This window comes from Faecalicatena orotica (genome assembly GCF_003149245.1).
GTDB lineage: Bacteria > Bacillota > Clostridia > Lachnospirales > Lachnospiraceae > Faecalicatena_A > Faecalicatena_A orotica.
In genome coordinates this window covers 30,771-46,905 of the sequence record NZ_QGDL01000007.1, presented here as the reverse complement: position 1 = coordinate 46,905, position 16,135 = coordinate 30,771, and the positions used below count along the sequence as shown (strand labels likewise).

Below are 16,135 nucleotides of genomic sequence, written 5' to 3'. Positions count from 1 at the left end.
ATCAATTACCCTCTTTCTTCATGTTTATATAATTTCATAGCGCCTGTATATTCTAGTGGAATCCCATTTGAGTCATCCCACGCTTTTGGTGCAATTACATATAACATAAAGGCCTCTTTTTCACCAAAATTATATCCAATGTGAGGGCAGCCTTTAGGCATCAAAATTCCTTCTCCCTGATTCACCTCAACAACTTGTCCGCTTTCCGGCTGGAACATAGTAACCTGTCCTTTAAGTACATAATAGATTTCATCTCCCGGATGAATATCGGCAGGTGCAAAGTGTGATCCCGGCGCCAGCTGATATTCTCCTACCGTAACTGAATCCGTACTCACAATGAGCCAGTTTAAATCACTTGTTTCTGGTGCTTCTTCTGTATAAAGAAACTGCATCAGCTCACTCTGTTTCATAACACATGGTCTTTTTTCCTCTTTTTTGAAAGGGTATTTACATACCCAATCCGGTGCATTTGCCATTTTTTTCTCCTTTTCATTTTACTTACCAGATTAAGACATTCTTAATCAGTATAATTTATAAATTTCTTAATAATATTTATAAATTATACATTACATTTTTTATACCATTCTGTCAATATTTATTTGTTTACACTAATATTTTTATTACTTTTCAACATTTCTAAGTCCATTTTTTTGTCTATTATTATAGATCATTTATTTAAAAATGAGTAATACGTAAAATCAAACCACCAAATTTATAAACTTGTGCATTAAAAAAAGAACCGGCAGATCATGATTTGCCAGTTCTTTACTTAAACACTTTATTTATTCATATTTCTTACTGAATCTCTTTCAATCAGATTCCCATTAATTTCTATTTTTATACAGGATTCCCTGCCCTTTTGAATTACATAAATCAGCTGCTCCACGGCTTCTGCCCCAAAACGCTCTTTAGGCAGACAAATCGTGCTTAACTTAGGATCTGACAAGGTACAGACAGGTCTGTCATCATAACCTATAAAAGAAATATCATCCGGTATCTTATATCCATGCTTTTTAACCGCCTGCATTGCCCCAATGGCAACAAGGTCATTATCTGACATAAACGCCGTAGGCAGCTCTTCCCTCGGGATTTTCTCCAAAACAGATGCCATCCCGGATTCCGCCCTCTCATGGGGATACCCTATATCAAAGCTATAGCGCTCCATCCCCGAAAGGCCAAAACTTTCCATTGCAGAAAAAGCATACTTTCGTCGTTCTATAAAACTCCTTATATCCAGTCCGCTCCCTAAGTACCCAATTTTTCTATGTCCCATCTCATAAAGATGTTTCACAGCAAGATACGTTCCCTGTTCATTATTGGCTTTTACTGAATTAATCTGCTTATCAATAAAATAGTTGTCAAACAATACAAATGGGATCTGCAGGCGCTCAAAAAAGGAAACCTCTTCTTCCTGCATTTCTGTCGCAAATATAACATATCCTCTGCAATTGGCATCTTTAATATATTGTATCTGCGTATCAATCTCTTTCCGGTCTATATTTATGACCGAGAGATTATAGCCATACTGTCTGGCAGTAAACTCAATCCCATCCAAAATCAATGGAAAAAAGGAATTCATTCCCAGAAGATCACCACTATTTTTGTAGATTACAAAACCTATGGTTTTATTCTCTTCTGAGCCTGCCTGTTGTTCTTGTACCAAATAACCGTAGCCGAGAGCATTGATTCCCTGTAATACTTTCTTTCTTGTTTTTTCACTAATTCCAGGTTTTCCATTTAACACAAGAGAGATTGTCGCTGTAGATACCCCCAGCTCCTCTGCAATGTCTTTCGCTCTAACGGCCATTTCATATACCTCCGGCAATATTATGTATATAATTATAAATTTATTTTATAAATCAGTCAAGAAATTTATAATATTATATTATTTCTTTATCATACTTACACAGAGGAAAAATATTCCCGTATCCCGTCAATACATTCTCTTCTTTCAATCCCGTTATGATCTTCTTGCCTGCCAATAGGTGTTGCAGCGGCAGCACCAATACGATTTCTTCCTCAAAAAGCACTTCAAACCGAAGACCACTAAAACCGGATTTCTTACGTCAAAGAGTTCTTCTGCCCGTCCTTCTAATGCCACAACCCCGATATCATTCTCTTCCATCCCATTTTCTCTCCACTGAAAAATATGACATTTGATATCCAGATTTGTCTTCAAAAAAAGACAGTATCGGAACATTTGCCGGTGCTTTTTCTAATCTCGGTTTTTTTGAGATACCTTTGATTATTGCCTGAATAAGTGATGGTACCGTGTTCTATATTGCTGGCTTTATTGCCCTTTTGAACCTGTTGCAATGGAGTTACGGTATATCCATCCTGACGGGTCAAAAAGGGCGCATTACCATGAAGTACTTCTGTGAGAACGCACCGCAGTATCACATCGCCTGCGCGGGTTCTTTGTTGGGCATTGCTTTGGCAAATCCTACCTCTTTCCTTGTGGGAAAGGTCAACTTTATGCAGATTGCCCCTATGACCTTTGAGGAGTTCCTGTTAGCTAATGGTGATGATAATCTGGCGGCATTTTTAGAAAGCTTGGATACCATTGAACCAATCCCTGATGCATTCTTCAATACTCTTTATAAAAAGCTCAAAATGTACTATGTAACCGGAGGTATGCCGAAATCTGTTTTAATGTGGACAAAGGCACGGGATGTCCCTGCCATGCAGGAAACCCTGCAGCGGCTGGTAGATGCCCGCCTGATGCATAAAATCTACCGAAGTTCTGCTCCCGGCCTTCCTGTTGCTGCCTATGACGACCTTTCAGCTTTTAAGATTTACCTTGTGGATGTGGGGCTGCTCCGGCGTCTGGCACATCTGGCTCCTACTGCCTTCGGTGAAGGCAGCCGCCTGTTTACAGAGTTTAAGGGGGCACTGACCGAGAACTATGTGCTTCAGACCCTGGTCACACAATTTGAAGTCGTACCCCGGTATTGGACACAGACAAATCCTCCTTATGAGGTTGATTTCCTGATTCAGCGGGAAAACGATATTTTCCCTGTAGAGGTCAAATCCGAAACCAATATCACTAGCAAAAGTCTTAAGAAGTTCAAGGAACTGTTCCCGGATCAAGTAAAGCTCCGTGTCCGGTTCTCTCTGGATAACCTGAAACTGGATGGTGTTATGCTGAACATTCCTCTGTTTATGGCAGGTCAGGCAGACCGGTTAATTGGGCTGGCGTTACAACAGAGATACAATTGATAATAAATTCATTAAGTAATCGTTTTACGAAAACTTGCGAAGCCTGTACCCAGAGGGAGAACCTTCGAGTCTCTCCCTCTTTTATTTAGGAGAAAACATACCTCAGATATCTCTCACACATTTTCATCTCTTTTTTCTCAGACAAAACAAGAATATCCTCCATTTTCACCTCAAAAATAATCGATAAAATCACCAGATTATCCACCGTAGGCAATGCAGTTCCATGCTGCCACTTATAAATTGCCTGTGGTGTCTCAAAACCGAAAATAAGCTGTAGCTCCTTTACTGACAGCTTTTTCTGCTGTCTCAATTTTAAAATATTCTCCCCTGTCCTCACCATATCAATCATTGGAAAACCTGACATGGCCTCTTCTCTCCTTTCTGTGCCGGTCGTCAGACTGACACAGAAAAAAATCAGTCTGACGCCTTAAAATTATAAATTGGTTTCATAATATCAATAATATCTACAGAATCCCGAATCACATCAATAATGTCTTCTAAAGACTTATACGCAAATGGAGCCTCATCTAATGTTGCTTCATTGACGGAAGTCGTATAAATTCCTATCATAGCATCTTTATATGCTTCCAGACTCAGTGTTGCTTTTGCCTTTGTTCTAGACATCAGACGCCCTGCACCATGAGGAGCCGAAAAGTTCCATTCCGGATTTCCCTTTCCTGCTGCCAGAATACTTCCATCCCGCATATTAATCGGAATCAGCACCTTTTCCCCTTTATGTGCCGCGATTGCTCCTTTTCGCAAAATCATTTCATCCACATCAATATAGTTATGAATCGTATGGAATACGTCTTTTCCTTCCAATCCGCATCGATCAAGTAATATCTCTGACAATAATTCTCTATTTCTGAGGGCAAATTTCTGGCAAATATCTACATCATGCAGATAATCCTCTAAGTAACTTCCATACACATAGCAGAGGTCTTCTGGAATAAACAATGGTTTATTCTTCCAATGGAGCTCTTTCAATGCCTGCTGGATTTCTTTTCTTCGCCCTGCTGCTTTGTATTCTGCAATCAGCGCATCTTTCTTTTTAAAATATTCCTCTTTCCCCTGATGTAATTCGATGGCAAGCTGCTGATAAATCTCAGCCACTTGTTTCCCAAGGTTCCGGCTTCCTGTATGGATCACAAGATAATTCGTCCCATCTGCTGCCCGGTCAATCTCAATAAAGTGGTTCCCGCCTCCTAATGTCCCAAGGCTTCTCCCGATCCATTTTGTTTTTTGTAAAGAACGGTAACATCGAAGTTCCGTCAAATCAAACCTCTCCTGCCTTCCTTCCCAGGCATTTTTCCCAGATGGAATAAAATGACATGCTTCATCAAATTTTCCCAGATTGATCTCCTGTTTTCCAAGATTCACCGTATACATTCCACATCCAATATCTACACCTACAACATTGGGCACTGCTTTCCCATTTACAGTCATAGTCGTTCCAATCGTACAGCCTTTTCCTGCATGGACATCCGGCATAATCCTGACACGGCAGCCTTCCGTAAAATCCTGATCACACATTCTGCGGATCTGTTCGATTGCTTCTTCCTCAATAATATTTGCGTAACAAACAGCAGTTGTCTTTGCACCTTTTATCTCTAACATCGCTGCGCCCTCCTCCTTCTCTACATAAAATAGAGTTTCGCTTGCGAAACTCGCGCCTGCGGCGGTCGCATCGCGACATCTGCCTTATACGCCGCAGTGCGCATCCCCCGGAGGGCTTTTAATTTCATAGGACGTACTTTCCTATGAAATTAAAAAACCGCCTATCCATAAGATAAGCGGTCAATAAACATATCTATTACACCTGATTTCAGCCCTGACGCTTCAATCTGCTTAACTTATCGGAACACACAAAAAGGAAACTATGTTCTTTATCAAGACCATAGCAGCGTTCACTATTAAACAGATTTACATTTATCATTGCTGTCATTATATTTGCTTCCTTTCTCCGGACTTTCCCTGTCCGCTTTTCCTTGTTCTACATCAATATAACACATGAAAACCGATTTGTCATTATACTGTTAGTATAAATTTTATCTCCTATTTGAATTAAGGTTTTCACAAAAGTCACTTCATTGTTTACCGCCCCTTAATTGTACTGCCTTCCCTTCAGTAATCCCATTTTCATTAAATGCGTCTACACGGACATAGTACTCTCTACCCGCTACCAGTGCACCCACAATTTGTTCTGTACCAAAAACCATAAAGCTATGATATAGTTTTTCCGGGCTGCTTCCCCAGAGAATATTATAGCCAACCGCGTTTTCACCCTGTATCGCCACCTTCATATCCATATCACTGATCCGCTCAGCCAGAAATTCCGGTACAGCCGGCTTCTCCCCATTTCCTGTTCCAAAGACACGCAGACCTGAAATGCAGGATTTTTGTGCATAGGGAATTTCATATATTGTAAGTCTCAGGAAACGTACACAAATTCCGTCTTCTCTGATAACCAGATCATGTGGCAGGTCTGTTCCGGCCTGGGACTTATCTTCAACAACAAAATATGTTTCTCCATCCAGTGACCCTTCCAATTTCCAGCGGGTAACATAATCGGCTTCATCAATATAGCGCGCCTGCGTTGTCCCCCGGATTTTTCCCGGTACCGGTATATCAATTTTGTCATCTGCAAAATTAATCTGAACCGCATGAACATCGTATTCCTCTCCTAAGTCCAGCTGCAGCCACTCCCCGGGATCTGCTGTTTCAGCGCGCCACCATGTCTGTACGTTTTCATCCGCAGCATACATGGGTTCCCTGCCTTCTTCATATGAGGATGCCTCTGCCTTTTTCTTATAACTCAGCAAGTACCACTTCGGTTCCTCCCACGGGTCTGCCTTCCCTTCTCCCACCGCTGCCGGCCAGTCTCCATAACGCTGGTTGCAGAAAAGTGCCCCGTCTTCGTCAAACCCGGCCCTCCAGAGTCCGACACGACGTTCAAAATCGTGATTGATGCTAATCTGCATGGTAGAAGCATGCCACAGGTTCCCCTGTATATCCTTCATTGTTGATCCATGTCCGGCCCCTCTGATGAATCCGCCCGGTTTATAAGAGTATGGATTATTTTCCGCCAGTTCAAATGGACCCAGCGGACTGTTACCCACATACACCCCATCCGCATAAATATTGTACTGGGTTCCCGGACACGCATACTGAAGGTAATATTTTCCCTGATACTTGTCCATCCATGCCCCTTCAATATACGGCTTATCACTGAGCATCCCTTTGATTAAAGGTATGTATTCATCAGAGGTGTCGGCTGCCGAGGTCCCCTGTGCCTTTAAAAACTGCTGAAAAGCAGCCTCTGTCTCTTCGTCACTTTTCGGCGGCTTACTGTGGTTTTCCCCTGCGCGCTCATACCCTTTACTCCATGCATCTCCGGTAATTAATGTCTTCCGTTCACCAAGCGGATGCATGGTAACCGGATCCAGTTCCACACCCCACAGAGGCGTTACATTGGAACAGCCCCAGTAAAAATATAGTCTCCCATCATCGTCACAAAACAGGTTAGGGTCCCAGAAATCAAATGTACCCTCTATTTTTTCATAGGGCCCCTTTAGTATATCCTTTGTCCGGTAATAATCACACACTTCTCCACGTCTGGAAGCACAAAAATATACATACTCCCCCACTACCCTGGCATCCGGCGCATAATCATACAAAGGCAGTTCTTCCGGCAGCCTGTGGCTCTCCCAGTGGACAAGGTCCTTGGATACCCACACGCTTAATTGCATGGATGCAAAGATATAATAACTGCCCTGAAAGCATATCATAGAGGGATCCGCAGCCTCCCTTGCGACCTGTATCCCTTCTCTGCGCGGGTCATCATTAAACTGGTAACGGTAATTCATATTAATGGGATTGCAATAATAATTCATATTGAAGCTTCCTTTCTAATTTTATTCTCCCCTTTTAATCTGCTGGAGCATACGGTTCAGTCCTTTTACCTGCTCCTCTGTTATGCTGTCTTTCATGTGTCCCAGCATACTCTCCAGAGTCATTCTGCCCATCATGCGGACCAGATTTGGGTTATCCTTTACACTCTCTGCCACATCTCCTCTTGCCCCGGCTCCCTGCTGCATCAGCTGACCTAAAATCACCCCGGCTTTTGGACTTGCCTGTAGTTCTGCCATAGTATCCTTAATGGAATAGAAATCTGGTTTGTATTCCTCATCGTCAAACCAATTGATTACATCTTTTATCTCCCCCATCACATAATCCGGATTAGCCTGCTCTGCTTTACGGATGTGAATGGTATCCGAACAGTTTCCTGATTTTGCTGTAATCTCATGATCCGCAGAGATTGGAACTGTGAAGCAGAAGATCCGGCTGCCCTTCTTTGTATCAAACAGGATACCGTCCACATACAAAGATACCTCGTCCTGATTGGAATATACTTTTACCTCTGTATTTTCTTCCGTCCGGTCTATATAGCGTCGTCCGCAGATATGGACGAAAGCATCCTCTTTATTCCAGTAAGCCTTGTACAGATAAAAAGCATCCTTTTTCAGTTTCCGGTCCATCGACACAAGACCTTTCTGGTTCACGCCATGTTTGCCGCCTTCATCCCGTCCGTCTGCCGCGAAATCGAACATATTCCACACATGGGTCGCCCAGAGATATGGGCGTTCTTCAATCATCTTCAGAATGTGTTCATGGTAAATTGTCTGATATGTCTCAGAATAATCGCCATGAGTTGGTGCAGTACTGTGATACTGTGGGTTCGCATCAGCACCATATTCCGAAAATCCAATACAGCGGTCCGGATACTTCTTATGATATTCATCGAAAAATTCATCGTTCTGCTCCAATTCACCCAGATACCAGCCAAAATAAAGATTATAGCTGTTCACATCCGGAATCTCAAGAAGCGGACTGTCCGTTTCCTGCATGAATACGTTGGCCATCGTGGTAAAACGTGTCTTGTCTAATTCGTGGCACAGATCATTCAGGGCCCTGTGGTTCTCAAGCAGCGTCTCATTCACCGGACTCGCCGCCGTAATCTCATTCGAAAGTCCCCAGCATACAATGGATGGATGATTGTAATTCTGAACCACCAGTTCCCTCATCTGGCTTAAGGTATTCCCCCGCCCGTTCTTTAAGAAAAGTGTGATAAAGGGAATCTCAGCCCATACGACCATCCCGTATTCATCACAGAGGTCATAGAATTCCTGTGCATGCTGATAATGCGCAAGGCGCAGGGTATTCGCCCCAATTTCTTTGATTATTTCCATATCCTTCCTATGCATGTCCAGAGTCAGTGCATTTCCGGCACCTGCCCGGTCCTGATGACGGCTCACACCGCGGAGCGGATATACCTTTCCATTAAGCACAAATCCCTTTTGCGGGTCCGCATAAAAGCTTCTGCACCCAAACCGTGTCTCCACGGCATCTCCGCTTTCCAGTTCTGCCTTTGCAGTGTATAAATACGGATCCTTTACACCATCCCATAGATGGACATTCTCCAATGTAAACACTGCCGTTGCCTTCCCATCAATCACTTCTGCAGTCTGCTGCCGAGAATCCTCCCCGGTAATCGTAATGGCAACCGGGCCGTCGCTTCCTTTTACCCATGCTTCAACTGTGACAGTCGCTTTTCCGGTCGGTACCCTGTTCTCATCGCAATGTACTTCCGGAGTAACCGCGATTCCATTCCCGCCTGCATAGTCCAGATCAAAGTGTGCCTTCGGAACCACAATCAGATTCACCATTCGGTAAAGCCCGCCATAAAATGTAAAATCTGCTTTCTGCGGATATACATGATCATTATCATCATTATCCAACGCAACTGCCAGGTCATTTACTTCCTGTAAATGTCCGGTGACGTCTACACGGAATGTAGAATATCCGCCTTCATGATGCGCTAATTTCTCACCGTTCCAGAACACATCGGCAGTCATTGCGGCGCCAAGGAATTCAAGGTACACATGATCGTTTTCTTCCAACACAGGTTTCTCAATTTTCCTTGTGTACCAGCAGGTCCCTCTGTAATAATCATTACCGCCGTCCTGCCCGTCCACAGCGTTCCATGTATGCGGGAGGGTGACTTCCATTCCCTGCGCATTTACAGCTTCTTCCGGTGTTCCGGCTGTTTTCACAAAATTCCAGGCTTCTTTCAATTCGATTATCTTTCTCATTTTATTTTTTATCTCTCCTTTATCAGTTAAAAATCCCATCATTAAATAGTGAATCTAATCTGTACGGACCGCTAAGACCGCAATCCCCTCTTTTCCGGGCATCTGGAACTCAACGGTCCCGCCTGCCTCTTCTAACAGTGTCTCCCTCGTCATATTCCAGACATCAATTACTTCGATTCGGTACTTCTTATCCTTCGGCAAGTGAATGGAGGATACCCTTGCGCATTGTCTCGCATAATACTTAAGGAATACTTCTTCTCCACAGCACCCTGTATATTTTGCATCTTTTATTTGAAGTATTTCTCTGTTTTCTTCGTCCATAGAATCCATCAGCTTGAAATACGGATGTTCCTCCACGTCCCCCATCTTCGCTTCCTTCACCTTCTCAAAATCCTCCCAGAATGGTTCTTCCCAAGGAGTCATATAAGAAGGAAGACTGTACATCAGATCTTTTAAGAAAGCAATCCTCTTTGGACTTTTTCCTTTGAGCTTTCCGCCTTTCGCCCACCATAAGACATCCTGATCGTCTAAAAATGTCTCGCCGTGGGTCGCATATGCCCCTTTCACACAGGCACACCAGAAGCGGTTCACCATCTCAAACCCGGAAATATTGCCCCATTCATGCTGTAAATTCCCCTCGTAACAGCACTCATCGTAGACTACAGGTTTTTGGAACCGCTTCTGCCATTCATCAGCTTTGTACATCGCAATTGTCTGTACACAGCAGTGCGTCACCGACGGTCTGGAAAAATTATAAAGCTTCAAACAGTTATGGCTGCTTAACAAATGCCGGTAGGGGTCCCCTTCGGTGATGAAGCCTTCAATTCGATACCAATCTTCTATTGTACGGTGGAACATAATATCATACTCATTTGCTATACTCCACCATATATACGGGTAGGCCGCAAGCCTTCGCATGACATAGTCAAGATATACCATACACTCTTCCATATTTAGAAAAGCAAAGCCCCAACGGTCATATGGGTGAAAAAGAATCAGGTCTGTTTCGATCCCCATCTCTCCCATTTTCAAAATAATTTTCTCAAAACGTCTCCAATAGGCAAGGCAGGGATGGTGGACATCCCACTTCCCTTCAGTGTCTTTCTCAAATGGATAGAATTCAGGGTCATTGTGATTGTAGTCATAATGTTTTGGGAAAATACAGTGCCGTACTTTGTTAAAGGGTGACTCCGCCAGTGACTCCAGCGTCTGTTCAATCATGTCTTCCGTCTGGTGTGCCAGTGCATAGACAGTAGTCCCGAAAGGAAGGTATTTCGTTCCGTCTTCATACTCAAAATGCGTCCCCACTGCCCGTATCATGCCGTGGCTTATGTCCGATGCCGTACATTCCTCTGTACCCTCTGCCTGTACAGCCCCCTCTACTTTCCATCTATAAGTTCCTATCCGCTGCGGCAGGAAACGCACTTTATAAATTCCGTCGCCGTCATAAAACCCTTTTACCGTTTTTTCATCATCTCCGCACCGAAATATACCGGTAATATCTGTCTCTGCCCAAGATCCTTCCGGTTCGGGCCCACTAAAAGTCAATTCGAACATTTCATAACACTTCATATGTATTGTCTCCATCCTTTTCTTAGTCAGCCAAATCTTTTTCTTATACACAATGCGTATTCACCAGTGTACAGACAGATCCTGCCATTGGCACATAATTATTCTAATATTTCCGGGTGTTTCCACTGTATTACATTTTTACTTCCCGCTGAAAGGGCCCCATCCACCGGAATTGCTGCCCCGGTAATATAACGTGCCATCCCGCTGGCAAGGAATAACGCAAGGTATGCACACTCCTGTGGCTCCCCCATTCGGCCTGCCGGACAGTCCTGGCTGAAAAATGCCATTGCCTGCTCCGGTGCATCGCCAAAAATGCTTGTTTTCGTATACCCGGGACAAATTGCATTTACGGTAATATTATGCGGTGCATAATCTAATGCTGCTGCCTTAGTCATTCCTATTACGCCGAACTTTGTAGCTGTGTAAAGTGACTGTCCCCGCTGCGGCATAATACCGGCAATAGAAGCTACATTAATCAGAAATCCACCCTCGCTGTGTGATCGCAGAATTGCTTCCGCACCATATTTCATTCCGGCAAATACTCCCTCACTATTCAAGCCAAATATTTGCTCATACTCTTCTATTCCATATTCATGCAACGGTGTTCCACCCTGCCCGATTCCTGCATTATTTACAATTCCATCTAATCTTCCATAATGTTCCACAGTCTCATCAATCAGTTTTTTTATCTGTACTGCACTGCTGCAGTCGGTCTGGATGAATATAGCCTCCCCGCCTTCTGCACAAATTTCGTCTGCAACTGCCTGTCCCTGTTCCTTACTGCGTGCTGCACAAACCACCTTGATACCATTTGCCCCATACATGAACGCAATGGCTCTTCCAATTCCACGGCTGGCGCCAGTTACAATAGCTACTTTTCCATCTACTGTGTCAAATGAAGCTTTACTCTTGCTCTCAATCATCTCTATACCTCCTGCATGTTTCTATTCATATGTAAACAGTTTTACCCTCAATAGTGTCGGGCTGTTATATCGCATTGCCGCCACTTCGTCACCATTAAGCCTGCGTCTCATATGCCATCTGCCTTCCCTGATCTCCCCTTCTTCCAATGCCAGTATATCAAGATGGGGTTTCTTTGGATTTGCAGAAAAAGGAGCTACCATACACCCATTTGCAATAAGATAGAATTCATCCTCATCCACTTTCACCGCAAGACATACACCGTCTTTTCTCGTGCACAGAGGGGAATCCATCATAATCTTAAATCCATACTGTCCAAACATCATCATGTCCTGTTCCGGGCGTTCACTGATTACTGCCTGCAGGTTCTCTGTGCCATAACGAGATACAAGCACCGGCATCATCGAATGCAGTGTCCTGTTGTACCAGGCATATTCTTCCTCGTTCTGAGGCGTGCTTAGCAGAGGGTCAGAAGTATCCACACCGAAAAGATAGCTGTCTGCTGACGTAAGTGTCTGGCCCAAATCCTCAAACCCAAATGGTGCAAACCCGGCTGCATGATAATGGCCAATCACAAAAACAAGGCGGGGGCCGGCATGGCTATGGACTGCTGTTTCCGGGATAATAAGGGGATTTCCAAGTTTTGTATACTCATCACAAACTTCACAAAAGTTTTGTACATAAATGTCCGGGGCGAATACATCGATATGAGGGGCGCAGTATTTCCACACTTCCATCATCTTCGCTACCGGTCCGCCGCTTGGATACATGCCTGCCTCCTGCCCTTTATCGAGCCACGCATTCACCATCATCGGCAGATTGTACTCCTGCTTTCCCGCCGCTGCAACACGGTCTATATATTTTGCCACCGAATATGCCTGAAATATCTCTTCCGCTGCCAGTCCAAACACATCTTCCCACGACCCGGCTTCTTTTCCGGCCTCAACTGCAGCTTTGACCTCTGGATTCATTTCAGTAACATTTTGTCTCATATACTCTGCAAATTCAGATGGAACCTCTTTTTGGAAAAGTTCTTCTGCATAATCAGAATGCTCCCTTGCTGCCCCCTGCAGTCCTGATTCATTTTCCACCTGCATCATAATGACTGTATGCTCTTTCTCATCTACTTCCCGGATATGCCGCATCAGCATGGCAAACGCCCTGCTGTCCGCTTCTACGGTTGCTTCACAATGACTGGACAGCGTTGTATAGGGCATGCCATAGAAATTTGCAAGGTTGGTTTTTTTCTTTCCTTTTTGTACCTCAGCACGCCAGAAACGCTGCGGATTACTTTTCACCCATTCTGGTGCATAATAGCACTGTGCATTTTTCCATGCACCAAACCACAAGAAACAAATATGCATCCCATATCCTCTGGCCTGCCGGATTAAACCATCTACAAGCGTGAAGTCAAATTCCCCTTCTGCGTGCTCCAGCATTTCCCACGTCACAGGCAAAAGCAGCGTATTCATTCCTAAGTTTTCCGCTTTCTGCCAGATGGGCTCCATCACCTCCACTGATGACGAATTCGAATTGTGAACCTCTCCTGCCAGCATGATAAAAGGCTCTGAATTAACCTGAATAATTGATTGCATTTTAGACATCTTGAAACCTCCATTCAATCTTCTGCTACTGCTGTAAATATGTGTGAAAACAAACCGGTACATCATAGAATTAACCTTTCAAGGGGAGATTCTATAATGTGCCGGATTATTTAACAGTAACTATAATTATTATAAACGAGATTTTTTTTTACATAGTGCGGAATTTAGGAAAAATGTTCAAAAAATGATGAACATTTTTAAATACGTAATTTTAAACGATTTTCAGCGGTGCCTGAATTTTATTGTCGGTATTTCTAAGATTTTTAATTATACAGTAGTAGATTCTGCTGTTTTCTTCCTGCAATAAGGCGATCCCCTTTCACATATCCTTCCTCCCTGTTTTGCAGCTCCTGAATCAAAATTTTCCTAAGCTCAGAGATTCGTTCCTGATATTCAGGTTCCTGAATCCCATCATGAACTTCAAACCTGTCTTCTTCCAAATTAAAATATTGTTCTCTCCCACTTTCCATAAACCAGATATATTTATCCTTTTTTGTTACAATATACTGATTTCCTATCTCATATTCACCCCCAAATCCACTATGTTCTCCATGAATATATTTTCTTTTTCCACGGCTAATATCCAGCAGATCTTCTCCATCTGCCAATTTCGGAATATCTCCCCCTGCCAATTTCACAATAGTCGGCAGAATATCCTGAAGTTCTGCCAGATCATCTGATACGCTCCCCCATGTATTCTTATCCGGCAGACTGATGAATAACGGAATGTTAACACTTCCCTGATAAGGGCGCACCTTGCGGAATGTATAATGATCACCAAGAAGCTCTCCATGGTCCGATGTGAAAAGTATCACAGTATTTTCAGAAATCCCATATCGGTCTAATGCCAGCATAAACCGGCCGATTTGATTATCCACATGTGAAATGCATGCATAATATCCCTGCTGCGCTCTTTTTACCATCTCTTTATCCACAGGACCCGTATCAGAATCTAAGATAAGCCCCTTTTCTTTCAAATTCTCTTCATCTGCCCAGTCCCCAACTACAGGGGACTTCAATTCCATATTCTCATACATATCCCAAAAACATGGCGGTGCATCAAATGGAGGATGGGGACGTACATATGACAAATACAGGAAGAAAGGCCGATTCGGGTCTTTTCTCCTCAGAAAATCAATTGCCTGTTCTGTCACCCAATTCGTTGGATGCAGATTCTCTTCATACATCCACGGTCTGGCCACCCAGGAATTGCTGTCTATTCCTACATCATACAAATCTGCTGATATACCTTTTTTCTTTTTCAAGTCATAAAAATAATCATCACAATTTTCCTGATGTTCATAAAATGAAAGGCTCATCGCTCTATTGGCAGTCAAATTACCGTCATGCAGTATTACATTGTGAAATCCCATATAATTCCTTTGGGGATGTACATGCATCTTTCCGACTGCCTGTGTATAATATCCGTTTTTCGCCAATTCTCCTGCCAGTGTATGAGGATAGTCCCATGTAATCCGATCCTCGTACCCTACACGTCCATGATGTTCCTGCTTCATTCCCGTAAACATTGCCGCACGTGCCGGAACACAGGAAGGACACGCTGAATAAGCATTCGGATATCGAATTCCTTTTAATGCAAGAGTATCTAAATTAGGGGTTTTAACATCTTTATGCCCTGCCACAGACATACAGTCTCCCCGCATCTGGTCAGTCATTATTAAGATAATATTGGGTCTGTTCATCGAAATCTCCTCGCTACGTTAAAACTGCCATCATCCTTCGTTCTTACCGCATTGTAAAGACACACTGGTTTCCCTTCTTCAAAATAAATTTGCGGGCGTTCCACATTTTGATAATACTCCACCCCATCCTCCCATTCAATTTCAGTTGAGTAAGCCGCTCTTTTCTCTCGCCAGGCAAATTTCTTCATATCAGAAGACTCTAACACCACAGCTTCGTCTGGCTTTCCTGCCAGTTCACCAGTCATGTCTTTTGCAAGCAGGTGATAGTTCCCTTCTTCTTTCCAGATAAAGGGGTCTTCAATATTATACTGCAGCAAGGGATGGCCCAATATCCTCCTGTAGGGTCCAGCTACCTTCTCCCCCTCTGCGAGTCCCAGCTTCATCACAATGTCTGGAAGCCGGTCTTGTATCAATGCCTTATAGACCATGTAGATTTTTCCATCCTCTGCCCAAACGGAAGGGTTCGTCACATAGGTACTATCCCATCCACTTTCACTGATGTCTAAGATTGGATTTTCTTTAACAGGCCGAAAACCTTCTATTGGGTTTTCGGAAACAGCAACCCCGATCCTCTGATTATAACGGTAAACTTCATAGTCATCCGGCAATACACAAGTCCGACCATCCACATGATATCTTGTCCCTACATAAAACAAATAATATGTATCTCCCACCTTGCATACCGTAGGATTATGTAAAACCTCCGATGACCACTCCTGCTGTTTCAATTCCTCCATCTCGCCCAAAATCTTAAACGGCCCCTCCGGTCTGTCTGAAACGCCTTTAAAAATAGTTGAGTGCTTTACCCACCCCTGAAATTTATACTGTTTTTCCCAACCGGAAGCAAAGATATAATATTTATCCTGATATCTGCATACAGAAGCACCCCATATATACCAGCCTTCTTTCCTAAGCACACACTCCCTTCGTGCCGGTGCAAGTCTTTCATATACATTCATTCTGT

General features: G+C 43.5%; 12 protein-coding genes and 1 pseudogene. 1 reads left to right on the top strand and 12 read right to left on the bottom strand.

Annotation, left to right across the window (positions count from 1 at the left end; translation table 11 throughout):
- Positions 1–5: 5 nt before the first annotated feature.
- The 3 genes from A8806_RS11995 to A8806_RS25995 all read right to left on the bottom strand — a co-directional run bounded on the left by A8806_RS11995 (position 6) and on the right by A8806_RS25995 (position 2,125).
- On the bottom strand, positions 6–476 hold the full coding sequence (locus tag A8806_RS11995) for a cupin domain-containing protein (protein WP_109731443.1): 471 nt from the start codon (positions 474–476) through the stop codon (positions 6–8).
- Between the two features lie 302 nt (positions 477–778).
- Positions 779–1,807, bottom strand: coding sequence for a LacI family DNA-binding transcriptional regulator (locus A8806_RS11990; protein ID WP_109731442.1), 1,029 nt, complete (start codon positions 1,805–1,807; stop codon positions 779–781).
- A gap of 153 nt (positions 1,808–1,960) precedes the next feature.
- A complete protein-coding gene (locus A8806_RS25995) occupies positions 1,961–2,125 on the bottom strand; it encodes a hypothetical protein (RefSeq protein ID WP_181368686.1) in 165 nt (54 codons plus the stop codon).
- 236 nt (positions 2,126–2,361) lie between these two features.
- Between A8806_RS25995 and A8806_RS11985 the strand changes: the two are divergent.
- Positions 2,362–3,219: pseudogene (locus A8806_RS11985) on the top strand (ATP-binding protein); the annotation flags it as partial.
- 85 nt (positions 3,220–3,304) lie between these two features.
- Here the strand turns inward: A8806_RS11985 and A8806_RS11980 are convergent.
- The 9 genes from A8806_RS11980 to A8806_RS11940 all read right to left on the bottom strand — a co-directional run bounded on the left by A8806_RS11980 (position 3,305) and on the right by A8806_RS11940 (position 16,130).
- A complete protein-coding gene (locus tag A8806_RS11980) occupies positions 3,305–3,583 on the bottom strand; it encodes a helix-turn-helix domain-containing protein (RefSeq protein WP_109731441.1) in 279 nt (92 codons plus the stop codon).
- Between the two features lie 50 nt (positions 3,584–3,633).
- Entirely contained in the window at positions 3,634–4,836 is a 1,203-nt protein-coding gene (locus A8806_RS11975; protein ID WP_109731440.1) for an RtcB family protein, read from the bottom strand.
- 470 nt (positions 4,837–5,306) lie between these two features.
- Entirely contained in the window at positions 5,307–7,112 is a 1,806-nt protein-coding gene (locus tag A8806_RS11970) for a family 43 glycosylhydrolase (protein WP_109731439.1), read from the bottom strand.
- Between the two features lie 21 nt (positions 7,113–7,133).
- Positions 7,134–9,371, bottom strand: a complete 2,238-nt coding sequence (locus tag A8806_RS11965; protein WP_109731438.1) for a glycoside hydrolase family 2 protein — start codon at positions 9,369–9,371, stop codon at positions 7,134–7,136.
- Positions 9,372–9,425: 54 nt separating this feature from the next.
- Positions 9,426–10,943, bottom strand: coding sequence for an apiosidase-like domain-containing protein (locus A8806_RS11960; RefSeq protein ID WP_181368685.1), 1,518 nt, complete (start codon positions 10,941–10,943; stop codon positions 9,426–9,428).
- 98 nt (positions 10,944–11,041) lie between these two features.
- A complete protein-coding gene (locus A8806_RS11955) occupies positions 11,042–11,866 on the bottom strand; it encodes an SDR family NAD(P)-dependent oxidoreductase (RefSeq protein ID WP_109731436.1) in 825 nt (274 codons plus the stop codon).
- A 21-nt stretch (positions 11,867–11,887) separates the two neighbouring features.
- Positions 11,888–13,468, bottom strand: coding sequence for a GH35 family beta-galactosidase (locus A8806_RS11950; RefSeq protein WP_242996063.1), 1,581 nt, complete (start codon positions 13,466–13,468; stop codon positions 11,888–11,890).
- A gap of 263 nt (positions 13,469–13,731) precedes the next feature.
- A complete protein-coding gene (locus A8806_RS11945) occupies positions 13,732–15,171 on the bottom strand; it encodes an arylsulfatase (protein WP_109731435.1) in 1,440 nt (479 codons plus the stop codon).
- On the bottom strand, positions 15,168–16,130 hold the full coding sequence (locus tag A8806_RS11940; protein ID WP_109731434.1) for a glycoside hydrolase family protein: 963 nt from the start codon (positions 16,128–16,130) through the stop codon (positions 15,168–15,170). Before A8806_RS11940 ends, A8806_RS11945 begins: the two co-directional genes overlap by 4 nt.
- Positions 16,131–16,135 lie beyond the last annotated feature (5 nt).

Excerpts from the sequence above, each read along its gene's own strand:
- A8806_RS11995 (WP_109731443.1), bottom strand. The coding sequence starts at position 476 with ATGGCAAATGCACCGGATTGGGTATGTAAATACCCTTTCAAAAAAGAG.
- A8806_RS11990 (WP_109731442.1), bottom strand. The coding sequence starts at position 1,807 with ATGGCCGTTAGAGCGAAAGACATTGCAGAGGAGCTGGGGGTATCTACA.
- A8806_RS25995 (WP_181368686.1), bottom strand. The coding sequence starts at position 2,125 with ATGGAAGAGAATGATATCGGGGTTGTGGCATTAGAAGGACGGGCAGAA.
- A8806_RS11980 (WP_109731441.1), bottom strand. The coding sequence starts at position 3,583 with ATGTCAGGTTTTCCAATGATTGATATGGTGAGGACAGGGGAGAATATT.
- A8806_RS11975 (WP_109731440.1), bottom strand. The coding sequence starts at position 4,836 with ATGTTAGAGATAAAAGGTGCAAAGACAACTGCTGTTTGTTACGCAAAT.
- A8806_RS11970 (WP_109731439.1), bottom strand. The coding sequence starts at position 7,112 with ATGAATTATTATTGCAATCCCATTAATATGAATTACCGTTACCAGTTT.
- A8806_RS11965 (WP_109731438.1), bottom strand. The coding sequence starts at position 9,371 with ATGAGAAAGATAATCGAATTGAAAGAAGCCTGGAATTTTGTGAAAACA.
- A8806_RS11960 (WP_181368685.1), bottom strand. The coding sequence starts at position 10,943 with ATGAAGTGTTATGAAATGTTCGAATTGACTTTTAGTGGGCCCGAACCG.
- A8806_RS11955 (WP_109731436.1), bottom strand. The coding sequence starts at position 11,866 with ATGATTGAGAGCAAGAGTAAAGCTTCATTTGACACAGTAGATGGAAAA.
- A8806_RS11950 (WP_242996063.1), bottom strand. The coding sequence starts at position 13,468 with ATGTCTAAAATGCAATCAATTATTCAGGTTAATTCAGAGCCTTTTATC.
- A8806_RS11945 (WP_109731435.1), bottom strand. The coding sequence starts at position 15,171 with ATGAACAGACCCAATATTATCTTAATAATGACTGACCAGATGCGGGGA.
- A8806_RS11940 (WP_109731434.1), bottom strand. The coding sequence starts at position 16,130 with ATGAATGTATATGAAAGACTTGCACCGGCACGAAGGGAGTGTGTGCTT.